This is a genomic window from Streptomyces sp. NBC_00328 (genome assembly GCF_036139655.1).
GTDB lineage: Bacteria > Actinomycetota > Actinomycetes > Streptomycetales > Streptomycetaceae > Streptomyces.
On sequence record NZ_CP108013.1, the window covers coordinates 5774997 to 5798386 of the forward strand.

General features: G+C 71.8%; 22 protein-coding genes. 8 read left to right on the forward strand and 14 right to left on the reverse strand.

Annotated features, from left to right (window positions below; genetic code table 11):
* Positions 1-19: 19 nt before the first annotated feature.
* The 6 genes from OG485_RS25350 to OG485_RS25375 all read right to left on the reverse strand — a co-directional run bounded on the left by OG485_RS25350 (position 20) and on the right by OG485_RS25375 (position 5152).
* Entirely contained in the window at positions 20-1513 is a 1494-nt protein-coding gene (locus OG485_RS25350; protein WP_328670844.1) for an SCO6880 family protein, read from the reverse strand.
* Between the two features lie 67 nt (positions 1514-1580).
* Positions 1581-2720, reverse strand: coding sequence for a hypothetical protein (locus OG485_RS25355; RefSeq protein WP_328670845.1), 1140 nt, complete (start codon positions 2718-2720; stop codon positions 1581-1583).
* A 1-nt stretch (position 2721) separates the two neighbouring features.
* Entirely contained in the window at positions 2722-3492 is a 771-nt protein-coding gene (locus tag OG485_RS25360; protein ID WP_328670846.1) for a hypothetical protein, read from the reverse strand.
* A gap of 39 nt (positions 3493-3531) precedes the next feature.
* Positions 3532-3831 (reverse strand): hypothetical protein, encoded by a 300-nt coding sequence (locus OG485_RS25365; RefSeq protein WP_103548357.1) that lies wholly within the window; start codon positions 3829-3831, stop codon positions 3532-3534.
* A gap of 539 nt (positions 3832-4370) precedes the next feature.
* Positions 4371-4628, reverse strand: a complete 258-nt coding sequence (locus tag OG485_RS25370; RefSeq protein WP_328670847.1) for a hypothetical protein — start codon at positions 4626-4628, stop codon at positions 4371-4373.
* A complete protein-coding gene (locus tag OG485_RS25375; protein WP_328674622.1) occupies positions 4625-5152 on the reverse strand; it encodes a DUF6668 family protein in 528 nt (175 codons plus the stop codon). The genes OG485_RS25370 and OG485_RS25375 overlap by 4 nt, the downstream gene beginning before the upstream one ends.
* A 266-nt stretch (positions 5153-5418) precedes the next feature.
* Between OG485_RS25375 and OG485_RS25380 the strand changes: the two genes are divergently transcribed.
* Genes OG485_RS25380 through OG485_RS25390 form a run of 3 tightly spaced genes read left to right on the forward strand, consistent with a single transcriptional unit; the run spans position 5419 to position 9286 of the window.
* Positions 5419-6453, forward strand: coding sequence for a peptidoglycan DD-metalloendopeptidase family protein (locus tag OG485_RS25380; RefSeq protein ID WP_328670848.1), 1035 nt, complete (start codon positions 5419-5421; stop codon positions 6451-6453).
* Positions 6454-6467: 14 nt separating this feature from the next.
* Positions 6468-7223 carry a hypothetical protein gene (locus OG485_RS25385; protein WP_328670849.1) on the forward strand — a complete coding sequence of 252 codons (756 nt, stop codon included), beginning with the start codon at positions 6468-6470 and terminating at the stop codon, positions 7221-7223.
* 8 nt (positions 7224-7231) lie between these two features.
* Positions 7232-9286 (forward strand): hypothetical protein, encoded by a 2055-nt coding sequence (locus OG485_RS25390; protein WP_328670850.1) that lies wholly within the window; start codon positions 7232-7234, stop codon positions 9284-9286.
* Positions 9287-9323: 37 nt separating this feature from the next.
* Here the strand turns inward: OG485_RS25390 and OG485_RS25395 are convergent, their stop codons facing one another.
* From OG485_RS25395 to OG485_RS25405, 3 genes are all read right to left on the reverse strand, one after another.
* Entirely contained in the window at positions 9324-9800 is a 477-nt protein-coding gene (locus OG485_RS25395) for a VOC family protein (RefSeq protein WP_328670851.1), read from the reverse strand.
* A gap of 135 nt (positions 9801-9935) precedes the next feature.
* A complete protein-coding gene (rarD, locus tag OG485_RS25400) occupies positions 9936-11036 on the reverse strand; it encodes an EamA family transporter RarD (RefSeq protein WP_328670852.1) in 1101 nt (366 codons plus the stop codon).
* Positions 11037-11225: 189 nt separating this feature from the next.
* A complete protein-coding gene (locus tag OG485_RS25405) occupies positions 11226-12080 on the reverse strand; it encodes an SDR family oxidoreductase (protein WP_328670853.1) in 855 nt (284 codons plus the stop codon).
* A gap of 130 nt (positions 12081-12210) precedes the next feature.
* Here OG485_RS25405 and OG485_RS25410 point away from each other — a divergent pair, with 130 nt between their 5' ends.
* A complete protein-coding gene (locus tag OG485_RS25410) occupies positions 12211-12627 on the forward strand; it encodes a winged helix-turn-helix transcriptional regulator (protein ID WP_328670854.1) in 417 nt (138 codons plus the stop codon).
* Positions 12628-12646: 19 nt separating this feature from the next.
* Here the strand turns inward: OG485_RS25410 and OG485_RS25415 are convergent, their stop codons facing one another.
* From OG485_RS25415 to OG485_RS25435, 5 genes are all read right to left on the reverse strand, one after another.
* Positions 12647-13726 carry a 2-oxoacid:ferredoxin oxidoreductase subunit beta gene (locus OG485_RS25415; RefSeq protein WP_328670855.1) on the reverse strand — a complete coding sequence of 360 codons (1080 nt, stop codon included), beginning with the start codon at positions 13724-13726 and terminating at the stop codon, positions 12647-12649.
* Positions 13719-15662 (reverse strand): 2-oxoacid:acceptor oxidoreductase subunit alpha, encoded by a 1944-nt coding sequence (locus OG485_RS25420; protein WP_328670856.1) that lies wholly within the window; start codon positions 15660-15662, stop codon positions 13719-13721. The genes OG485_RS25415 and OG485_RS25420 overlap by 8 nt, the downstream gene beginning before the upstream one ends.
* 236 nt (positions 15663-15898) lie before the next feature.
* Positions 15899-16558 (reverse strand): response regulator transcription factor, encoded by a 660-nt coding sequence (locus OG485_RS25425; protein ID WP_276313648.1) that lies wholly within the window; start codon positions 16556-16558, stop codon positions 15899-15901.
* 438 nt (positions 16559-16996) lie between these two features.
* The gene (locus OG485_RS25430) at positions 16997-18352 is read right to left on the reverse strand and encodes a sensor histidine kinase (RefSeq protein WP_328670857.1); all 1356 of its coding nucleotides are present in this window, start codon (positions 18350-18352) and stop codon (positions 16997-16999) included.
* A 175-nt stretch (positions 18353-18527) separates the two neighbouring features.
* Complete coding sequence (locus OG485_RS25435; RefSeq protein WP_328670858.1) at positions 18528-19724, reverse strand: sensor histidine kinase; 1197 nt, start codon at positions 19722-19724, stop codon at positions 18528-18530.
* Between the two features lie 337 nt (positions 19725-20061).
* Here OG485_RS25435 and OG485_RS25440 point away from each other — a divergent pair, with 337 nt between their 5' ends.
* The 4 genes from OG485_RS25440 to OG485_RS25455 are packed head-to-tail and all read left to right on the forward strand — an operon-like array spanning position 20062 to position 23388.
* Complete coding sequence (locus tag OG485_RS25440) at positions 20062-20475, forward strand: NADH-quinone oxidoreductase subunit A (RefSeq protein ID WP_326786120.1); 414 nt, start codon at positions 20062-20064, stop codon at positions 20473-20475.
* Positions 20466-21113 (forward strand): NADH-quinone oxidoreductase subunit B, encoded by a 648-nt coding sequence (locus tag OG485_RS25445; protein WP_328670859.1) that lies wholly within the window; start codon positions 20466-20468, stop codon positions 21111-21113. The genes OG485_RS25440 and OG485_RS25445 overlap by 10 nt, the downstream gene beginning before the upstream one ends.
* Positions 21110-22423: an NADH-quinone oxidoreductase subunit C gene (locus OG485_RS25450; protein WP_328670860.1), complete on the forward strand. Its 1314-nt coding sequence runs from the start codon at positions 21110-21112 to the stop codon at positions 22421-22423. Before OG485_RS25445 ends, OG485_RS25450 begins: the two co-directional genes overlap by 4 nt.
* Entirely contained in the window at positions 22420-23388 is a 969-nt protein-coding gene (locus OG485_RS25455) for a complex I subunit 1/NuoH family protein (protein WP_328670861.1), read from the forward strand. The genes OG485_RS25450 and OG485_RS25455 overlap by 4 nt, the downstream gene beginning before the upstream one ends.
* Positions 23389-23390 lie beyond the last annotated feature (2 nt).

The window sequence follows — 23390 nt, forward strand, 5'->3', positions numbered from 1 at the left end:
CCCTGTGCCTGCCGCCTGCTCACAGTGCCTCCCTGATCTGGTACGGAACGAGGGTGTGCTCCCACGGGAGCAGGCCGACCGGCAGCGTGCAGGTGAAGGCCGCGGCCTGCATACGGTCGGCGGGGCGCATCAGGATGCGGGACGAGGCCTGGAGGTTGCGCACGGTGATGCCCGCGTCCTGCAACTGCTCCTCGTCGTCCACGGTGACCGTCACCATCAGCGAGAACTCCACGAGCCCCGCGCCCGCCGCCTCCTCGGCCGCGGTCTGCTCGGCGGCCTGCATCTCCGAACTGGCCCGCGCCTGCACGAGACCGCGCCGCGAGCCCGCCATGAAGTGCGCGGTGCGCCGGTCGGACTCGACGATGCGGGCGGAGGTGGCCGGGTCGATCGGCCGGTAGATCAGGGAGACCCGCTTGCGCCGGGTGCCCGGGGCCGGTTCGAGGAGCCCGCGCAGCACGCTGGAGCGGACCGTGCCGCGGGGCGCGAGCGTCAGCATCCAGGAGCGCGAGACACCCGAGTCGTGTTTGTAGGAGGTGACGGTCTCCACGGCCGCGGCCGGGCCCGCGTCTCCCCACTCCACTCCGGTCGTGGCGTGCTCGGCGCGGGCGCTGAGCACATCGGGGGCGATGGCGGGGTCGTACGCCACCCGGACGATCTCGGCGAGCCGGTCGGCGGGCATCGGGTAGGCGCTGCCGCCGCCCGCCGCGACCAGTCCGGACAGCAGTCCGGGCAGCCGCATCGACAGATCGGTGACGATGTCGTCCGTGCTCCGCCTGGGGCCGCCCGTCGGGCCGTAGGTCAGGGCGATGTACGTGTGCATCTCGGAGGACGCCGACGGATAGCGCTCGACGACCTCCTCCATCACGGCGCGCGCGGCGGCCGGCGCGTCCGGGGAGATCCGGGGGAGCACCTCGGCCGCGAGCCGGGTCCCGGTGTCCGGGGCGGTCTCCACGACCACCTGGGCGCCGCGCAGGCCCGGCTCGTGCGAGAGCCGCGCGAGCCAGTCGCCCCAGGAGGCCACCCAGATGTCGACCTGGGAGGGGTCGACCAGCGAGCCGCCGTCCGGTTCACAGGCCAGCACCACCGTGTACAGGCCGCGGCCCGGGTGGTGCAGCACGCCGAAGGAACGGTTGTAGGCGTCGCGGCCCTCGTGCATCCGGGTGCGCGCCAGCAGTCCGGGCGGCTGGTAGCGGCCGCCGGGGCGCTTGGACAGCGGCCCCGAGAGATAGGTGTGCGAACCGGCCGACTTGCGCCGCGCCCAGCCGATCCGGATCGCGAGGACCTGGTAGACGTTGCGGCCGTCGACCGTGCGCAGCGCCAGCGGGGCGAGGAAGAGCCCGACCGGTACGAGGACGACGATCGCGGCACTCAGCGAGACCAGCGAAGCCAGCAGCGCCACCAGCAGTCCGCCGAAGGCGACGACGGTGCCGAGCAGACCCAGCGGACCGAGTCCGGGACGGCGGGGCCTGCGCCAGTTCCCGTACGTGGGACGCGTCATGGCGTCGGTGGACATGGGGTTCCTTCTTCCGGCTCGAAGCGCTGGATACGTGACTGGGGGAGTTCCGCGGCCTCGTGGCCGCCTACTGGTTGTGGCCCTTCATCCCGTCGTTGTCGTTCAGGGAGTTGGCCACCTCGCTCGCCGCCGCGACACCGGTCTGCGCGGCGACCGCCAGGGCCTGTACGGCGAGGGTGGTGCCGCCCGTGGCCGCGCCCGCGCCCGCGGCGGCCGCACCGCCCGCCGCCGCGCCTCCGCCCGCCGGAGCTCCGGCGCCCGCTGACGGCGAGCCCTGCGGACCGCCCCCGCCCCCGCCACCGCCTCCGGCACTGCCCGCGGCGATGCTGACGGCGCCGGTGGCGACGTTGTTGACCGCGTTCACGGTGACCGTGCCGCCCGAGGTGCCGCCCAGGGCCGCGGTCGCCGGAACGATCAGCTTGAGCAGGGCCGGCAGGGCGAACACCGCCAGGATCAGCATGCCGAGGCCGGCGATGGTCTGGTCGAGCTTCTTGGTACCGCTGAGGTTCTCGGTATCGTCGGTCATCGACGTGGCCGAGTAGATGATCAGCGCGGCCGCCGGTTTGTACAGCAGCCAGGCCGCGAGCCAGCCGATGTGCTTCTTCCACCAGCCCTCGCCCCACCCGGTCATCGAGGAGGCCGCGGCCAGCGGCAGTGTGCCGACGAGTGTGATCATGACGCCGATGCGGATGTACATCAGGCAGATCTGCACGAAGCACGACAGCATCACCAGCAGGCCGAAGACGAGGATGAGGCCCGGCTGGTCGAGGGCCAGCACACCGAGCATCGTCTTCGCCTTGTCGCCGAGAGCGGCCTTGTTGTACACGTCCTGCGCGTACAGGTCGGAGGCACGGGTGAGTGCCTGGACCACCGTCACCGCGACCGCTCCGACGAGGATGACCTTCCACATCCCCATGAACGCCTGCTTCATCGGCTGGCCCTTGCGCTCCAGCGCCATGCGGATCGCCGCGACCAGCAGCGAGGCCACGGCCACGTAGCCGACGATCCAGTCCACCTCCGCTTCGATCTTGGCGATGGGCCCGGTGGTGTCTCCCCCGTCGACGTTCAGCCACACGCCGTTGAGCGCCTTGAGCGTTTCCGCGGTCGCGTCGCCGATCGCCTTGGCGAAGGCGACGACGGCACCGTCGGTGAACTGCGAACCGACCTCGTCGATCACACAGTCGTAGATCCGCCAGGAACAAGCCATCTCACGCCTCCCAGGTGACGAAGCCCTTGGTGCCGCTGATCTGCGACATGCCCGAATAGACGGTCCCGTCGGCGTCCGGCGAGAGCTTCCAGTCGCCGTCCAGCCAGCGCAGCGTCACCGACGCGGTGCCGTAGGAGCCCTTGCCGGGGACCCGCACCACGAACATCACGGTCGACTTCTCCTTGTCGTACGACAGGACGGTGAAGCCGGCGTAGCCGCCGCCGTCGGCCTCGCCCGAGGCCGGCCTGTCGCCCGCCGCGGCACGGCTCGCGACGAGGGCGTCGCGGCCCGCGCCGGGGACGACCTGCCGGTCGACGACCTCGCGCCAGCCCGAGAAGCTCAGATGGTCGGTGATGGTGTGGGCGGCCATGACGGAGCCCATCGGCGTGTGGGCGAAGCAGGACCAGACCGGTCCGTCGAACGTGAGAGGGCCCACCGTTCCCGAGACCGGCACCAGACCCGTCCCGTCGGCCTTCCACTTGAAGTCCTTCGGGGCCCGGGTGGGCTTGGCCTGGTCGCTGTCGTCGGTGCGGCAGCCGGCGGGGCGGGCGTCCGCCCGCCCGCCGCGGTCCCGGTCCGCGTCCGCGGAGGGGGCCGGCTTGCCGCCGCCCGACGCGTCGGCCGGTGTCCCGTTGCCTCCGCTGAGCATCGTGGCACCGGCGAGCACGAGCAGCACCAGCAGGAACCCGGCCGACAGGACCCAGCTCCGCTGCTGCCAGAACGGCTGCTCCCACTCCCCGCTGCCCCCTTGGGGCCGACCGGAGTTCAGCATGGTTGCGCTCCCTTCGCTCAGGCTCTGACGAGGCGTCGGTCAGGCGAAGACGAAGGTGACGACGGGGCCCGCGGTGGCCACCAGGACACAGCCGCCGAGCACCATGCCGAGGCGGCCCATGTGCTCGGATCCCTCGCCGCGGCGCATCGAGATCGCCATCATGGCGCCGGTGATGAGCACACCCGCGACGCCCGCCGCGGTGCCGGCCCAGGCGAGGATGCCGAGGACGGTGTCGACCTTGCCGGTCAGTTCGTTCGGCGCGTCGCGGTTGGGGCTGGGGATCTTCCCGTCCGCCAGATAGACGGCACGGTGGGCCTGGGCTGCTATCGCCTTGAACATGGTCTCTCCCCGATGTGGCCGGCCGCCCGCGCACGCGTCCTGGACGGTGCGGAACTGGCCGGGTCTTAGCGGCACTTGCTCGGTACGAGCGGTACGTGCTTGCCGTGAGCGGTACTTGAGGGCGGTGAAGATCCGTGGGACGCCCTGGGTTCCCGGTGCACAGTGAGCTTGGCGACTTCTATGGGCCGGGGCCAAGCGATGTGGGAATCCAGCACCTGTCGGTGACGTGTCCGTGACAGACGGGAAGAGACCGTCATGAAGGACGAGGTGGGAGGCGCGAGAAAAACTGAGGCGCCATCAGATGCGATGGCGCCTCGGAGGACCTCCGCGACGCGCGCGAGCGTCGGACGGTATCCGGTATCTGGCAGACGGCAGACGGCGTCCGCCGGGGGTGGGTGGTGTCCGCGGGAAGGCGGATGGCGCATGCCGGACGGTGGATGGTGTCCGCGGGAAGGTGGATGGCGTCGGCCGGACGTGGATGGTCTCCGCCGGGCGGCGTCCGCCGTGCGGCGGGTCGCCTCCGCCGGGCGGCGGACGGCTCAGAGCACGAAACCGACGATCGGTCCCGCCGTGGCGCCGATGACACAGGCGCCCAGCACCATCAGGAACTGGCTCAAGTGCTCCTCGAACTCGCCGGTCTTGACGGACAGAGCCATCCGGGAGCCCACGATCATCAGCCCCGCCACACCGGCGGCGGTCACGAGCCAGGCGATGTAGCCGAGAACCTTGTCGAGCTCATCGGTGACCTTCGAGTTCACGGCCAGCTGGGTGGCGGCGAGCGCATGCAGGGCGGTCATGGCGCGGTCCTTCCCGTCAGCCGGGCCAGCGAGGCCGCCTCACGGGGCAGCGGTCCGGTGAGGTCTCCGGTGCGCCACGCCGGCATCCACGGCACCCGGTAGACGTCGATGACCGAGCTGATCACCTTGACGCGCTGGGTGAGTTGACGCGGCAGCCGCCCGGGCGCGTCGGCGACCAGGACGATGGCGTCGAGATCGAGTCCCGGCGGCGCGTCGCCCCGGCGGAAGATGTCGAGGGTGTGCGACACGGCGTCCAGGCCCGCCGCGTGCGTACGGCCGACGAGCAGGACCGAGGCCGGCTCGTCCCGGTCCGGCCGGGGCCAGTCGCGGCCCGCGTCATGGCCGCCGAAGACGGTGGCGAGCGTGGAGGAACCGGCTCCGCCGTGCGTGGCGACCCAGGAGAACTGCCGTGCGCGTGCGACGAGCAGGTGGTCCTCCTCGTACTGCTGCGGCGGCTGTTCCGGTTCTCCGACCGCCCCGCGTATCCATATCCCGGGCCCGCCCGGCCCGTTCCCGTACGGCATCGCGCCGTCGCTCCCGCGCGGCGGCACTCCTTCGCTCCCGCGCACGGCCACCCCCTCGTTCGCCCGCATCGCCACCCCCTCGATCCCCTGCATGGGTGCTCTCTTTCGTCGTCGGTGCACCGATCCTCCCGGCGCCCGGGCGAGTTGGGTAACGGGGCGTGAGTTCCTGGGACGAGTCTGTGACGCCGTGGTGACGCGGGAATCGGGTGGGAACCGAGAGACTCGACAGCATGTACACGACCGGAACATGAGGCTGAGGGGGGCCGATGTCCAACGGGGGCGGATCCACCATGACCTGGGTGGTGGGCGGCTGCCTGGCCGCCGTGCTCATGCCGGTGGTCATGATGGTCGCGGTGAGCGGGGCGTCGAGCGAGGAGGATCCGGGGTATGGCGCGGGCGGGGGGCTGAAAGACGGTGCGGTGCCCGCGAGTTACGTTCCCTGGGTGCTCAAGGCGGGTGCCATGTGCGACGTCATCAAGCCGGCGGTCATCGCCGCGCAGATCGAGGCGGAGTCGGGCTGGAACCCCAACGCCCGTTCCCCCGTGGGTGCCGAGGGCCTGTCGCAGTTCATGCCGGGGACCTGGCCGAGCTGGGGCGAGGACGACGACGGCAACGGCCGGGCCTCTCCGTACGATCCCGGTGACGCGATCATGGCCCAGGGCCGCTACGACTGCGCCCTCGCCAAGACGGTCGAGAGATACAAGAACCGCGGCGAGGCGAGCGGCGAGACCCTCGACCTCGCGCTCGCGGCGTACAACGCGGGCCCCGGCGCGGTGCACCAGTACCACGGCATGCCGCCGTACACCGAGACCCGGAACTACGTCGCCCGCATCAAGTCCCTGATACCCAAGTACGAGTCGGTGGACGATCCGCCGGGCACGATTCCCGCCGGCCAGGAACTGGCGATGCCGCTCTCCGGCCATCCGCGCGTGACCTCGCCGTTCGGCATGCGCTTCCACCCGATCAAGCACGTCTACAAGCTGCACACCGGCATCGACTTCGCGGCGCCGCTGGGTACGACGTTCAAGGCGGCCCGGGACGGCACGGTCACGTTCGCGGGCTGGTCCAACGGTTACGGCTACCGCGTGGTCATCTCGCACGGCACCATCAACGGCGACCGCATCTCGACGACCTACAACCACATGCGGAGCCTCAGCGTGCGCGTCGGCCAGCACGTGAGGGTCGGCCAGAAGGTGGGCGAGGTGGGCTCCACCGGTCTCTCGACAGGGCCGCACGCGCACTTCGAGGTCCAGCAGAACGGCACGTACGTGGATCCGGCACCCTGGCTGGGGCTGAAGTGAGGAGGGAGGCGAGTATGAGGACGACACGGACGGGCGCAATGGTCCGTACGGGGGCACGCGGGACGTTCGCCGCGCTGGCGGTCGTGTCCGTGGCCGGGGTCCTGGCGTTGACGGGCTGTGGCCTGCGGGACCATCGTGATGACGTGGGCGTGCCGGGTTCGTCGCCCTCCGTGGTGCCGTCCGTGGCACCGAAGGCGTCCCTCCCGCCGGGCAGGCCGCTGGGCACGGACGCACACGTGCCGAGCCCGTCGGGTGTCGACGGGACGGACGCGACGGCAGTATCGGAGGCGTGGACGGAGGTGGCGTACGGCTATGACACGAAGTACGACTACGGTCCCCACGACGCCGTGCTGCGTTCCGCGCGCTGGTTCACCGCGTCCAAGGCCGCAGCCGAGCGGTCGTACCACCCCGCGAGCGGGGCGGGCGCCGAGTGGAACACCTGGGCCGGCCACCGGGCCTGGATCACGGTGGACGTGACCGCGGACGACGACGCCGACGGTCCCGCCGACACGTCCGTCCTGGCCTACCGCGCTCTCTTCGTGGAGGGCACGGCCCACGGCCGCGACGGCTGGACGAGCACGGGGCCGCGCGCGAACGTCTACCTCGAACTCACCCGGGCGGGTGCCGGCCGTCCGTGGCACATCGCCGAGGTGATGACTGTGGAAGCGGCGGACCCGCCTCCCCCGCCGTCAGCCTCCCCGTCCTCGACGCCGGCCTCGCCCCCGGCCTCGATGATGTCCTCGAACCCGTCCTCGACCACCCCTTCGTGAGGGAACCGATGTCTCGACTCAGCCGCGAACAGAAGCGGGAACTCAAGCGGCAGCGCTCGGCGGCCGGTGCCGGGGGGCAGCCGACCGCCGGGATGACGCCGATCGAGGTGCACGTACCGGCGTCCGCGGACGCCGCGGTGGCCCCTGGGTCCGCCGGGGTGCGGGGCTGTGCCACGGTCGGCGGGATGCCGGTCGTGGCCGCGCCCGGCGAGACGGTCCAGGGCGCGATCCTGAACTACCTGCACCGCCTCGCCCTCGCCACCGGCCACCCGGTGCTGGCCAGCATCCACGACGAACGCATCGGCTTCGTCGTACCGCTCCAGGTGCACGTCGACGGTTCCAGCCGCTATACGGCGGAGCCGGTACGGGTGGCACCTCCCGCGCCTCCCGCGCAGGCGCGCGAGCCTCGGCCCGAGGGGCGCCCGCTCCTTCCGCCCCAGGAACACCGCCACGCCCCGGCCGAGGGCCACCCGCACCCCCCGACCCGCACCTTCACCGAGCCCCGGCCCCATGAGCGGCGCCCGCAGCCACCGGTTCGGGAACAGCGCTCGGAGCCGCCCGCCCAGCGACGTCCGGAGGCGCCGGCTCCGCCGCTTCCGCCCGTCCCGCTGTCCGCCGAGCCACCCGTACACGCTCCGGAGGCTTCGGAGGTCCCGGAGGCACCGGCCGTTCCGCGCCGGGACAAGGCGACGTTCCTCCTGCGCGCGGTGCCGGAACCACATGCGCACCCGCTCCCGGGACCGGAGACCGGGACACCGTCTGCCCCGGCCACGACGCCCGAGGCGGTGCCCGCGCCCGCACCCGAGTACCCGCCCATGGCACCGTCCGCGCCCGAGCCGTCGGTGCGCCCGGAGTTCGTCGCGGAGCCGCGTCCCGCGCCGGTGCGCAGGCAGGAGCCGGCCGTGACCGCCGAGTTCGTGCCGCAGCCGCAGCCGCAGCCGCAGCCGCAGCCGCAGCCGCAGCCGCAGCCGCAGTCCGTGCAGCCGGTATCCCCGGAAACTGCGCCCGCGCCGATGCCCGCGCCGATGCCCGTGCCCGCCCCCGCCCCCGCCCCCGCGGCGATGGCCGATCCGGTCGGCACCGTGGATCCCGCCAGGGGCGCCGGCACGGGGGCCGGCCCGGCGAACGGTGGTGCCGTCGCTCCTGCCCCGGGCCCCGACCAGGTGCCCGCGGCCGACCCCGCCGTGCCCGGTACTCCCACGCCGTCCACCTTCGCACTGCGGGCGGTACCGGAACCGAAGCCGCTGCCCGGGGCCGCGTCGACGCGTGTCCTGCGGGCGGTGCCGGAGTCGGCGGCCTCCGCGGTGCCCGCTCCGACGGGGGAGTTCGGCCCGGCCCCGGTGACCGGCCCGGCCCCGGAGGCCCCGGCCCCGGAGCCGGTGCGCGCCCCCGAGCCGAAGGCGGCGGCTCCGGAACGGAAGCCCGTTTCCGCGATGGAGGCCCTGTCGCTGCTCGGCCCGGAGCCGGAACCGGACCCGAAGCCGACCCCCGCCCGCGGCTTCGACGCCGTGGCCGAGGCGGTGCTCGCGCCGAGTCCGCAGGATCCGGCCGCGGAACGGGACGCCGCGTCGGCGTTCCTCGCCGAGCCCGTCGCCCGGATCAACGAGGCCGTGAAGATGGGCCGTATCGAGGCCGCCGCGGGCATGGCCGAGCGCGCCGTCGCGGAGGCGGCGCAGTCGCTGGGCCAGGAGCACCCCGAGGTGCTGAAGCTGCGCGAACTGACCGCGTACATCGCCTACCTGGCCGGTGACGCGCTCAGGTCGTTCCATCTGTCGCTGGATCTCGCGAGGGTCCGCCGACGTCACCGGGACTCCGGGGCCGCCTACGGCAACGTCCAGAGCGCGGCAGCCGCGTGGCGCGCCGTCCGCGATCCCCTCCAGGGCCTGCACCTCGGGCGGGACCTGATCGGACTGTGGACCGAGCTCGCGGCCGACGACGGCCCCGCCGCCGACGACCTCGAACAGCTCGAATCGGCCCGCACCCGCATGGTCCGCCTCGCGGAACGAGCCCGTCTCGCCGCGGACAACCCGTACGCCAGGGCGCCTCGCGCCCACGGTGAGTGAGGAGCTGAGCGGCCGGGGCGGAGCCGTCGCCCCGGCCTCAGTTGACGCAGAACTCGTTGCCCTCGGGGTCCGTCATCACGACCCACTCGCCCGCGGGTTCCTTCACCTCTCGCAGGACGCCGGCGCCCAGCGACGTCAGACGCTCGACCTCGGCGGCGCGGCGCCCGTCGCCGGGATGCAGGTCGAGGTGGAGCCGGTTCTTCTGCGTCTTGGGTTCGGGGACCCGCTGGAACAGCAGGCGCCGCCCGAGACCGGTACCGCGTTCCTCGTCGTACGGGTCATCGGGATGCCGTACGGCGATCAGGTCCCGGAAGGCCGGGCGGCCGTGGAAGTCGACGGTGGCCTCGGCCGGCAGCGCGCCGAGGCTCAGCAGCCGCTCGATGAAGGCGCTGTTGTCCTCGACCGTGTACCCGAGCGCGGCGGACCAGAAGTCGGCCTGCGCGTGCGGATCCGCGGAGTCGATGACGAGTTTCCAGTGGACGGGTGCGGGCGCGGGCACGGGAGTCGGCGTCATGGAGCCACTCATAGTGGGTGTCCGGCGGGCGGGCAAGGTCACGCGCCGGGCCCGCCCTCATGTCGTACGGGGGAGGGCCCCGCCGGTTCGCCCCGGGCGCGGCCGTGACTACGGGCGGCCACGGCCGCCCTTTCGTCACGAGGTGCCGCGTGTACCGGCCTGACCGGCGGATCCGGCGATGTCGGCGGCGATTCCCGCGGCCTCGGGCGCCGTACCCGCGGCGACAGCGGCGACCTCCGCGATCTCGGCGGCGGTACCCACGGCAACCGCCCCGGTGCCGGCGGCGGTACCCGCGGCGGCCGTCGCCGCCGAGTCCGCGCGGGCCGCTTCCCGCAGGGCGCGCACCCCCCGACGCGCGGCGCGCAGCGCGTCGAACGTCAGGAGCGACAGCGCGAGCCACACCAGCGCGAACCCGGCCCACCGCTCGGCCGGCATGGCCTCGTGGAAGTAGAAGATGCCGAGGAGGAACTGGAACACGGGCGCCATGTACTGGAGCAGGCCCAGGGTGGACAGCGGCACGCGGATCGCGGCGGCACCGAAGCAGATCAGGGGGATCGCGGTGACCACACCGGTCGCCGCGAGCAGCGCGGCGTGCCCCGGTCCCTGCGCGGTGAACGTGGCGTCGCCCCGCGAGCCCAGCCACAGCAGATACGCCAGCGCCGGCAGGAACTGGATCGTGCTCTCGGCGGCGAGCGATTCGAGGCCGCCGAGGTTGACCTTCTTCTTCACCAGGCCGTAGGTGGCGAAGGAGAAGGCGAGACAGAGGGAGATCCACGGCGGCCGGCCGTAGCCGATCGTCAGGACGAGGACGGCCGCGGCGCCGACGCCCACGGCGGCCCATTGCACCGGCCGCAGCCGCTCCTTGAGGAGCAGCACGCCCATCGCGATGGTGACCAGGGGGTTGATGAAGTAGCCCAGCGAGGCCTCGACCACGTGCCCGGAGTTGACCGCCCAGATGTAGACGCCCCAGTTGACGGTGATGACCGCCGCCGCGACCGTGATCAGCGCCAGCTTGCGCGGCTGCCGCAGCAGTTCGCCCGCCCAGGCCCAGCGCCGTGTCACCAGCAGCAGGACCCCGACCACCGCCAGCGACCACACCATCCGGTGGGCGAGGATCTCGATCGCTCCGGCGGGCTTCAGCAGCGGCCAGAAGAGGGGGACGAGCCCCCACATCCCGTACGCCGCGAAGCCGTTCAGCAGACCTATGCGCTGCTCGCCCCTCGACATCCCGGCCACCGGCGTCTCCTTCTCCCACGGTCTCGGACGCCTGTGGCGTCCCGCGCTCCGGAGCTCCCGTGCGGTCGGGGAACTTCCGTGCAGCGTGAAAGAAGGTAGCGCCGCACGCCCCCGCCTGTCATGCCCGTATCGCCATACGGTCATGACAGGCGGGATGCGCGGGACGGGCGCCCGGAGCCCGCCGGGACCTCAGCCCTTCAGCGCCGCCGCGACGGACTCGCTGATCGGCGTGGTCGGGCGGCCCGTGAGCCGGGACAGGTCGCCGGTGGTGGCGGCCAGCTCGCCCTTCCCGATGGAGACGTCGACACCCGCGAGGATCCCGGCGAAGGCCTCGGGCAGCCCGGCGCCGGTCAGGATGGAGGCGAAGGTCTCGGGGGAGACCTGGTTGTAGGTGATCTCCTTGCCGGTCTGCCGGCTCAGCTCGGCGGCGTACTCGGCGAAGCCCCACGCCTCGTCGCCGCTCAGCTCGTACGTCTTGTTCTCGTGCCCCTCGCCGGTCAGCACCGCGACCGCGGCGGCCGCGTAGTCGGCGCGCGCGGCGGAGGCGATCCGGCCCTCGCCGGCGGCCTGGACGACGGCGTCGTGCGCGAGCACCGGGGCGAGGTTCTCGGTGTAGTTCTCGTGGTACCAGCCGTTGCGCAGCAGTGTGTAGGGCAGTCCGGAGGCGAGCAGGACGTCCTCGGTGGCTCGGTGGTCGTCGGCCAGCGCGGCCGTCAGGCTCCCGGGGGCGCTGGTGTAGGCGAGGAGGGAGACACCCGCCGCCTTGGCCGCGTCGATGACGACCTGATGCTGCCCGACGCGGCCCTTGTCGAACTCGTTGCCCGAGATCAGCAGCACCTTGTCACCGCTCGCGAACAGGCCGTCGAAGGTCGTGGGCGTGTTGTAGTCGGCGACCGCGAGCCGTACGCCGCGGGCCGCGAGGTCGGCGGCCCTGGACTCGTCCCGCACGACGGCGGTGATCTCCTCGGCGGGGACCTTCTCCAGCAGCTGCTCGACCACGTGACGGCCGAGGTGTCCGGTGGCTCCGGTGACGACGATGCTCATGGCGTACATCTCCTTGTGGGGGTGCGGATGTCACTCACTCTAGGAGCTGCACTAACTGCTGGAAAGTACCCACCTTGAAGTAAGGTACGTACTTCGACGTAATGTACCCGCCCTGAAGTAAGGTTTTGGCATGGCCGTAAGCAGCGTCAAGGCAGCGGACGGGTACGACGCCGGCGAGGCGATGTGCCCCTACCGCCTGGTCCTGGAACACGTCACCAGCCGCTGGGGCGTCCTCGTCCTGATCGAGCTCCTGGAGCGTTCGTACCGCTTCAGCGAGCTGCGCCGGGCGATCGGCAGGGTCGGGAAAGGGGTCAGCGAGAAGATGCTCACCCAGACCCTGCAGACCCTGGAGCGCGACGGGCTCGTCCACCGCGACGCCAAGCCGGTCATTCCGCCGCGCGTCGACTACTCCCTGACCGACCTGGGCCGCGAGGCCGCCGAGCAGGTGCGGTCGCTGGCGCTGTGGACCAACGAGCGCATGGCCGATGTCGAGCGGGCCCGCGGCGCGTACGACGAGGCCCGGGGACTCGGGCCCCGGGCCTCCTGAGAACCGCCTGCGGACGGGTTCAGCCGACGACCGTCCAGGTGTCGCCGCCGGCGAGGAGCGCCGCGAGGTCGCCCTTGCCGTTCTGCTCGATGGCGGCGTCGAGCTGGTCGGCCATCTGCGTGTCGTAGACCGGCCGGTCGACCGAGCGGAACACCCCGATGGGCGTGTGGTGCAGGGTGTCGGGGTCGGCGAGACGCGACAGCGCGAACGCGGTGGTCGGGGACGCGGTGTGCGCGTCGTGGACGAGGACCTGCGAGGCGTTGTCGGGGGTCACGGTGACGACCTGGAGGTCGCCGGTACGCGGGTCGCGGACCACACCGCGGGAGCCGTCGGCGCCGAAGCGGATGGGCTGTCCGTGCTCCAGGCGGATGACTGCTTCCTCGGCCTGCTGTCTGTCCTTGAGGACCTCGAACGCGCCGTCGTTGAAGATGTTGCAGTTCTGGTAGATCTCCACCAGGGCCGTGCCGGGGTGGGCGGCGGCCTGCCGCAGCACGTCGGTGAGGTGCTTGCGGTCCGAGTCCACGGTCCGGGCCACGAAGGACGCCTCCGCGCCGATCGCCAGGGACACCGGGTTGAACGGGGCGTCCAGGGAACCCATCGGCGTCGACTTGGTGATCTTTCCGACCTCGGAGGTCGGGGAGTACTGGCCCTTGGTGAGACCGTAGATCCGGTTGTTGAAGAGCAGGATCTTCAGGTTCACGTTGCGGCGCAGGGCGTGGATCAGGTGGTTGCCGCCGATGGACAGGGCGTCGCCGTCGCCGGTGACGACCCAGACGGACAGGTCGCGGCGGGAGGAGGCGAGCCCGGTCGCGATGGCCGGGGCGCGGCCGTGGATGGAGTGCATCCCGTAGGTGTTCATGTAGTACGGGAAGCGGGACGAGCAGCCGATGCCCGAGACGAAGACGATGTTCTCCTTCGCCAGGCCGAGTTCGGGCATGAAGCCCTGCACGGCGGCGAGGATCGCGTAGTCACCGCAGCCGGGGCACCAGCGCACTTCCTGATCGGACTTGAAGTCCTTCATGGACTGCCTGGCCTCGGCCTTGGGGACGAGAGAAAGCGCCTCGATCGTGCCCGGGCCTTCCGTTGACGTGTCAGCCATCGATGGCCTCCTTGAGAGCTGTGGCGAGCTGCTCAGCCTTGAAGGGCATGCCGTTGACCTGGTTGTACGAGTGCGCGTCCACCAGATACCTGGCCCGGACGAGGGTGGCGAGCTGACCGAGGTTCATCTCGGGGATCACCACCTTGTCGTAACGCCTCAGCACCGCGCCCAGATTCCGCGGGAAGGGGTTGAGGTGACGCAGATGGGCCTGCGCGATGTGCTCCCCGGCGGTGCGCAGCCGGCGGACCGCGGCGGTGATCGGCCCGTACGTCGAACCCCAGCCGAGGACAAGGGTGTCGGCCGCGTTGCCGGTGCCCGCGGCGGGGTCGTCGACCTCGAGGTCCGGGACGTCGATGCCGTCGGTCTTGGCCTGCCGGGTGCGGACCATGAAGTCGTGGTTGGCGGGGTCGTACGAGATGTTGCCGCTGCCGTCCTGCTTCTCGATACCGCCGATACGGTGCTCCAGGCCGGGTGTTCCGGGGACGGCCCAGGGGCGGGCGAGGGTCCCGGGGTCGCGCTTGTACGGCCAGAAGACCTCGGTGCCGTCGTCCAGCGTGTGATTGGGACCCTGGGCGAACTGCACGCGCAGGTCCGGGAGTTCGTCGGTGTCCGGGACGCGCCACGGCTCGGAGCCGTTGGCCAGGTAGCCGTCCGACAGCAGCAGGACGGGCGTCCGGTACGTCAGCGCGATCCGGGCCGCCTCCATCGCCGCGTCGAAGCAGTCGGCCGGGGTCCGCGGTGCGACGATCGGCACCGGGGCCTCGCCGTTGCGCCCGTACATGGCCTGGAGCAGGTCGGCCTGCTCGGTCTTGGTGGGCAGGCCGGTCGAGGGCCCGCCGCGCTGGATGTCGATGACGAGCAGGGGCAGTTCGAGGGAGACGGCGAGCCCGATCGTCTCCGACTTCAGCGCCACGCCGGGGCCGGAGGTCGTCGTCACCGCGAGCGAACCGCCGAACGCCGCGCCGAGTGCCGCGCCGATGCCCGCGATCTCGTCCTCGGCCTGGAAGGTGCGCACTCCGAAGTTCTTGTGCTTACTCAGCTCATGCAGGATGTCCGAGGCCGGGGTGATGGGGTAGGAGCCCAGGTAGAGCGGCAGATCGGCCTGCCGGGAGGCGGCGATCAGGCCGTACGACAGGGCGAGGTTCCCGGAGATGTTCCGGTAGGTGCCGGTCGGGAAGGTCTTCGACGCCGGCGCGACCTCGTAGGAGACGGCGAAGTCCTCGGTCGTCTCGCCGAAGTTCCAGCCGGCCCGGAACGCCGCGAGGTTGGCGGCCGCGATCTCGGGCTTCTTGGCGAACTTGGTCCGAAGGAACTTCTCGGTTCCTTCGGTGGGCCGATGGTACATCCACGACAACAGGCCCAGCGCGAACATGTTCTTGGAGCGCTCGGCCTCCTTGCGGGTGAGCTCGAACTCCTTCAGCGCCTCGACGGTCATCGTCGTGAGCGGGACGGGATGGACGTTGTAGCCGTCCAGCGAGCCGTCCTCCAGCGGGCTGGACGCGTAGCCGACCTTCTGCATCGCCCGTTTGGTGAACTCGTCCGTGTTGACGATGATCTCGGCGCCGCGCGGCACGTCGGCGATGTTCGCCTTCAGGGCGGCCGGGTTCATGGCCACGAGGACGTTGGGCGCGTCGCCCGGCGTGAGGATGTCGTGGTCGGCGAAATGCAGTTGGAAAGACGAAACGCCCGGCAGTGTGCCTGCGGGCGCGCGGATCTCGGCAGGGAAGTTCGGCAGGGTCGAGAGGTCGTTGCCGAAGGAGGCAGTCTCCGAGGTGAAGCGGTCGCCGGTGAGCTGCATACCGTCACCGGAGTCCCCCGCGAACCGGATGATGACCCGGTCGAGCCGACGGACGTCCTTCGCCCCCGGCGGTTTGCGCTGTTCTCCTACGACGGCTTCGTCGGCCTGTTCCGTTGGGCTGCTGACCTTGCTCGTCACTGAACTGGACCTCCTTTGAGGCGGCTGTCCGGGAGTGGCCTTCCCTCAGACCCTTCCATTTCCAACCCTACGTCGGTAAGGGTCGCCTTCCTTGGGCCATTCGCATCGTGGACGTTGCTTTGAGACGTCCTGACATCCTGACGTGTCACGATTTTTCCCGCCCCCGGCCCCTTCCTCGTACGACGTTCCTCGCTCATCCTTTGGTTCTGCTCGGCAACTGACAGATTGTCAGTCCGTCACGAGTTCAGGTACGTGAGGACGGCCAGAACACGCCGATGATCCCCGTCGCTTTGTGACAAGCCGAGTTTCTGGAAGATGTTGCTGACGTGCTTCTCGACGGCGCCGTCGCTGACCACCAGCTGACGGGCGACGGCGGAGTTCGTCCGGCCCTCGGCCATGAGCCCGAGGACCTCGCGCTCCCTCGGGGTCAGCCCGGCCAGCACGTCCTGCTTGCGACTGCGGCCCAGCAGCTGCGCCACCACCTCCGGGTCGAGCGCGGTACCCCCCTGGGCCACCCGCACCACCGCGTCCACGAACTCGCGCACCTCGGCCACCCGGTCCTTGAGCAGGTAGCCCACGCCGCGGCTCGAACCGGCCAGCAGTTCGGTGGCGTACCGCTCCTCCACGTACTGTGACAGCACGAGCACACCGAGTCCCGGGTGTGCCTTGCGCAGCTGCACGGCCGCCCGCACGCCTTCGTCGGTGTGCGTCGGCGGCATCCGTACGTCCGCGACGACGACGTCCGGCAGCGCGTCCTGCGCCGCGAACTCGGTGATGGTCTTGATCAGCGCGTCGCCGTCCCCGACCCCTGCCACGACATCATGCCCACGGTCGGTCAGCAACCGGGTCAGGCCCTCCCTGAGCAGCACTGAATCCTCGGCGATGACGACTCGCACCCTGTCCTCCACGATTCCTCGGCCCCCCAGAGCCCGCCCCCGGCCGCCCCCGGCTCCACCGGGTTCGTGCCCGCTCGTACGACAGACCCCAGCATTCCAGCATTCGGACCCGGATGCGCCCGGGCGACGTGAAGAGGGGGCCGGGGCGGCGAGGGCGGCTACCCCGGTGGGGTACGCGGGCCCCGGTTTCACGCCCCCGCCTCCGGCGGGGTACGCGGCCCGGTGCTTCACGCCCCCTGCCCCGGTGGGTGCGCGGGCCCGGTGCTTCACGCCCCCTGCCCGGTGGGTACGCGGGCCCGGCGCTCACGCCCCCTACCCCCGACGGGTACGCGGGCCTGCTGCCCGGTGAGTACCCGGCCGTTCCCGGCTCCCGCCCCGACACAGCCGGGGACCCCGGTGGTGTGCACCGGGGTCCCCGCGTGAGTGCGGCCGGGAGTCTCAGCCCCGCCAGGGCAGCTCCGCCGTGATCAGGGTGGGCCCGGCCGGCGGCGAGTCCACCACCAGGATCCCGTCCACCGCGTCGAGCCGTTCCGTGAGCCCGGCCAGGCCCGACCCCTGGGTGACGGCGGCCCCGCCGACCCCGTTGTCGCCGACCTGGATCATCAGCCGGTTCTCCACCCGCCACACATCCACGGTCGCCCGCGTCGCACGGGAGTGCTTGCTGATGTTCTGGAGCAGTTCGGAGACGGTGAAGTAGGCGATCCCCTCGATCGCGGGCGCCGGCCGCGCCGCCAGATCCACTTCCACCCGCACCGGCACCGTGCACCGCGAGGCGACCGCGGACAGCGCGGCGTCGAGCCCGCGGTCGGTCAGCACCGCCGGATGGATACCGCGCGCGAGATCCCGCAGCTCCTGCAACGCCGTCTTGACCTCGCCGTGCGCCTCGTCCACCATCCGCGCCGCGGCCTCGGGGTCCTCGGCCAGTTTCTCCTTGGCGAGCCCCAGGTCCATCGCCAGGGCGACGAGCCGGGCCTGCGCCCCGTCGTGCAGATCGCGCTCGATACGGCGCAGGTCGGCGGCGGCCGTGTCGACCACGACCCCGCGGTCGGACTCCAGCTCCACCACGCGCGTGGCCAGCCGCGAGGGGCCGAGCAGCCCGCGCACCATCAGCCCGTCCACGCTCGTCAGCGCCCGCACGATCCACGGGGTCGCCATCGTGAAGAGCAGTCCGACCAGGGCGGTCACCGCGATCTCGAACGGGTTGTCCAGATAGACCGAGTGCGTGTTGTCGCCGTACAGCTGGAGTCCGTCCTGGCCGCCGTACATCGGGAAGACCCAGAACCACAGCGGATACGTCAGCAGCGCCCACCCGTACACCCAGAAGTTCACCGCGACGACGAAGGAGAACACCGACCACGGGAACTGGACCACCGCGTACAGCAGGTGCCGCCACGACGTGCCGCTCTTGAGCAGGGCGCCCATCCACGCCATCGCCCCCTGCTTCTTCGTCCTCAGCGGCTCGGGCTCGGCCACCTCGACACCGAGCAGCCCGCGCGCCCGCGCCCGCTCCAGCGAGCCGAGACCGCGGCAGCCGGCCAGCGCGGCCGCGAGCACCGGAACGCCCAGGAAGGTGACCAGCAGGCCCGCGCCGAGCGAGACCATCGTGACGGCGAACGTGAACATGAGGATCCCGAGCGGCAGGCCCAGCAGCACGTAGCCGAACTCGCGCAGGCTGCGGGCCTCGAACGGCGCCCGCAGCGGGGCCGGGAGACGGTGCCGCCGCCCGGCGCCGCCCGTCTCGTCGAATCCGGACCCGCCGCGGTGCCCGTATCCGTGTCCGTACTCCGTGGCCATCGGTTCGTCCGTTCTCTCGTCTCGTCCTGTGCCTCGTCGCGTTCCGCGCGCGCCTCGGTCCGCGCGTCGGCTGCTTTCTCTCCTCCAAGCGTGCCGCCTGGCAGGTCCGCGGGACATGCGGCGGATCGGCGTCTTGAACGGGGGGTTTTCCCTACCTCGGCGGACCGGCCGTGGGCTACGCGGGCTCGTTCTGACGGTTCCGCCACGGCAGTTCGGCCGTGATGACCGTCGGGCCGCCCACCGGTGAGTCGACGATGAACAGTCCGTCCACCGCGCCGAGCCGGTCCGCGAGCCCCGCCATGCCCGTACCGCCGTCGACGCCGGCCCCGCCGCGGCCGTCGTCCCGGACCTGGATGAGCAGACGGTCGTCCGACCGCCAGAGGTCGACCGACGCGGACCTCGCCCCGCTGTGCTTGCTGACGTTCTGGAGCAGTTCCGAGACGGTGAAGTACGCGATGCCCTCGATGGCGGCGGCCGGCCGCGTCTCCAGCTCGGTGCTCACCTTCACGGGCACGGTGCACCGCGAGGCGATCGAGGACAGGGCGGCGTCCAGACCCCGGTCGGTCAGGACCGCCGGGTGGATGCCACGGGCCAGATCACGCAGTTCCTGAAGGGCGAGCTTCACCTCGCCGTGCGCCTCGTCCACCATCGACGCCGCCGCGTCGGGGTCCTCCAGGAGCTTCTCCTTCGCCAGGCCGAGCCCCATCGCGAGGTTGACGAGCCGGGCCTGCGCCCCGTCGTGCAGATCGCGCTCGATACGGCGCAGGTCGGCGGCGGCCGTGTCGACCACCACCCCGCGGTCCGACTCCAGTTCGGCGATGCGCCGCTCCAACTCGTCGGAGGGCGACAGCAGCCCGCGCACCATCGCCCGGTCGGCGTTCGTCAGCCCGCGCGCGATGAACGGGAGCACCGGCCACAGCACGAACAGCGACACGAGCGTCACCGTGAAGGTGACGATGCCCCAGGGCAGCCGTATGAGGCCGTACAGCACCGCCCGCCAGCCCACCGGGTCCTTCAGGCTCGACCACAGCCAGCCGAAGAAGCCGGTCCGACGCACCGGCAACGGGCTCGGTTCGTCGATCCGCAGCCCCAGCAGCCGCCGCGCCCGCGCCCGCTCCAGCTTGCCCAGCTGCCGCGAACCGCGCAGCCCGGCCGCGAGCAGGGGCAGTCCGACGACGGTCACGGCGAGCCCCGCGCCCGTGGCGATCATCGTCACCACGTACACGAACCCGATGATCGAGGCCGGCAGATTCGCCAGAAGGTGGGAGATCTCCTTCCAGGTCCACGGGTCCAGGGCGATACGTACGGCGGGCGGCCTGTCACCGTCGGACGGGGCGTCCGACGGATCGGCGGGCGGGATGCGTTCGGTCATATCCGCTAGCCTGCCCGGCGGCGCGCCGCCGCGCCATGAGGTGGGCCGCCGCGATGCACTGGGGATAACCCCACCCCCCCGGGGGTGACGGCGATAACCCACCCCGCCCGGGGGGCGATGGCCGGACGTGACGCCGAGGTACTCCCGGGACACGTTCACACCGTGAGACGTGAACGCGTCCCCGGTGGTCGAGGGATGGTCGAGGTGTGACGGGCTGCTTACGCTTTCTTTAGCAGGCCCTAGACTCCCGTCCGTACAGATCGTCGAACATGGCGCATCACAGAGTGCGCGACGGCGTACGACGGGGCGCAACGAGGTCAGGGAGTGAGGGGCTGACGTGCCGGAACCGACCGTTGTCACGGCGACCGGAACCGTCGTCGCGGCGGACTACTTCCAGTCCTACTCGGTCGTCGGGCTGCTCGCCGTCGTGGGCGTGCTGTTCGTCGCCGTCGCCTTCGGAGCGGGCCGCCTGCTGCGGCCCGTGGTCCCCACCCCCGAGAAACTCCTGACGTACGAGTGCGGCGTCGACCCCGTCGGCGAGGGCTGGGCCCACACCCAGGTCCGCTATTACGTGTACGCCTTCCTCTACGTCATCTTCGCCGTCGACTCGATCTTCCTCTTCCCCTGGGCCACGGTCTTCGCCGCTCCCGGCTACGGCGCCGCGACGCTCGTCGAGATGTTCATCTTCCTCGGCTTCCTGGCCGTGGGCCTGCTGTACGCATACAAGAAGGGCGTCCTGACATGGACGTGACCCCCTCCGCCCCGGACCAGCCGGTGCTGCTGCCCGAGCCGAAGCGGCTCGGCGCGCTCGCCCGCCTCGCCCCCGAGCCCATGAAGGTGGTCCTGAACTGGGGCCGCCGCTACTCGCTCTGGGTCTTCAACTTCGGCCTCGCCTGCTGCGCGATCGAGTTCATCGCCGCGTCGATGGCCCGCCACGACTTCATCCGCCTCGGCGTGATCCCGTTCGCGCCGGGCCCCCGTCAGGCCGACCTGATGGTGGTGTCGGGCACGGTCACGGACAAGATGGCGCCCGCCGTCAAGCGCCTGTACGAGCAGATGCCCGAGCCGAAGTACGTCATCTCCTTCGGCGCCTGCTCCAACTGCGGCGGCCCGTACTGGGACTCCTACTCCGTCACCAAGGGCGTCGACCAGATCATCCCCGTCGACGTCTACGTCCCCGGGTGCCCGCCGCGCCCCGAGGCGCTGCTCCAGGGCATCCTCAAGCTCCAGGAGAAGATCGCCCGGGAATCGCTGGGGGAGCGCTACGGGTCCGACGCGCCGCGCCCGTCGACCGCCGCGCTCCAGAGCGGCCTGGTGAAGCCACCGGCCCCTGCGGTGACGAGCGCTCCGGGGACGGATGCGGCCGCCCCCGGTGAGGAGGACCGATGACCGTCGGCTGGCTTCCCGGTCCCGCCGGGGAACTCTTCGGCCCCGACGCCACGGCCGAGGAGTCGTACGAGGTCCTGACGGTCGACGTACCGCCGGCGTCCTGGATCGAGGCCCTGGAGACGGCCCGCGACACCCTCGGCTGCACCTACTTCGACTGGCTGAGCGCCGTCGACGAACCCGGCACCGGCTTTCTCGTCTCGGCCCACGTCGTGGCCCTGTCCCCGGTACGCCGCCTCCTCGTCCGTACGACGGTCCCGCACACCGCCCCGGCGCTCCCGTCGGCGGTCACCGTCTACGCGGGTGCCGCCTGGCACGAGCGCGAGACGCACGAAATGTTCGGCGTGACGTTCGAGGGTCACCCCGGTCTCGACCCCCTGCTTCTGCCGGAGGGCTTCGAAGGCCACCCTCTCCGCAAGGACTTCGTCCTGGCCGCCCGCGTCGCCAAGGCCTGGCCGGGCGCGAAGGAGCCAGGCGAGTCCGAGCACGGTGGCCCCAAGCGCCGCCAGATGCTCCCGCCCGGCGTTCCCGACCCCAACGAGTGGGGCCCTCTCAAGGGCCAGCTCCCCCCGGCTCCGTCCCGCCCGGCCCGTGGCGCGGCCCGCCCCGCCGGCGACCGTCCGGTCCGCAGGGCCCGTACGGCGGGGGAGGGCTCGGCCGGCCAGACGCCCACCGCCCCTGCCGGACCTGCGGCCTCTGCCGGCGCGGACACCGCGGCGTCCGCGACGGGGTCCGCAGGTGCTGCGGGAGCGGACGCGGCGGCCGCCGCCGGCGCGGCCGCCACCTCCGGTGCCGAAGCCGCGCGCCCCGCACGCCGATCGCGCAGCGTGAGCCAGGGCTCCGCCAGCCAACGTGCCCAGGAGACGCCCCCTCCGCCCCCGACGCCCACCCCGCAACCGACGCCCGCGAACGAGCCGACGATCGCGACGGAACCGGGGGCCGCGAACGAGCCGACGGCCGCGACGGAACCGGCGGCTGCCACGGAACCGGCCGCTTCCTCCGAACCGGCCGCTCCGGCGAGCGCCTCGCCGGCAGCCGAGCCCGACTCGGCGACGAAGCCGGTCAGAAGGCCAGCCGCACCGCGCAGCTCCGATGCGCCGTGGCACCAGCCGAAGCCCGCGTTCGACGACGCGGAGCCGAAGCCGGAACAAGCCGCGAAGCCCGAGCCGGAACAGGCTCCGAAGCCCGAGCCGACGCCGGAGTCCGAGGCCACTCCGGCCCCGGCCCCCGAGCCGAAGCCCGAGGCCACTCCCGCTCCGGCCCCCGGGCCGAAGCCACTCAGCCCCGACGACCCCTCCGGAGGTACGCAGTGAACGACGCTCTCGACGTCGCCCTACGCCTCCTCGTCGTCTTCGTCGTGTTCCTGACGTTCCCCCTGATCGTCGGTCAGACCGAACACAAGGTGATGGCCCACATGCAGGGCCGGCTCGGCCCGATGTACGCGGGCGGCTTCCACGGCTGGGCCCAGCTCGTCGCGGACGGTGTGAAGTTCGCGCAGAAGGAGGACATCGTCCCCACGGGCGCGGACCGGCGCATCTTCCAGCTCGCCCCCGCGGTGGCCCTCCTCCCGTACCTCCTGGTCCTCCTCGTCATCCCGATCGGCCCGGGTGAGGGCGCGGTCGGCGAGGTCGTCGACGCGGGCATCTTCTTCGTCCTCGCCGTCATGGGCGTGGGCGTCCTCGGCTCGCTCATGGCGGGCTGGGCGTCGGCCAACAAGTTCTCCCTCCTCGGAGGCCTGCGCACCGCCGCCCAGCTCCTCGCGTACGAGCTCCCGATGCTTCTGACCGCCGCCTCGGTCGCGATGGCGGCCGGCACGGTCTCGCTCCCGGGCATCGTGGACGCCTTCCGGTGGTGGTGGCTGCCCTGGCAGATCGTCGGCGCGATCGTGTTCTTCGTCGCCGGTCTCGCCGAACTCCAACGGCCTCCCTTCGACATGCCCGTCGCCGACTCCGAGATCATCTTCGGCGCGTACACCGAGTACACGGGCCTGCGTTTCGCCCTGTTCCTGCTCGCCGAGTACGCGGGAATCGTCGTCCTGTGCGGTCTGACCACCGTCCTCTTCCTGGGCGGCTGGCACGGTCCCTGGGGTGCCGACGGCCTCGGCTGGGTCTGGACGCTCCTCAAGGCCGCGATCCTCGCCTTCGTCGTCATCTGGCTCCGCGTCACCTACCCCCGCCTGCGCGAGGACCAGCTCCAGAAGCTCTCCTGGACCCTCCTCGTCCCTCTGTCCCTCGCCCAGATCGCCCTCACCGGCATCGTCAAGGTGGTGATCGCGTAACC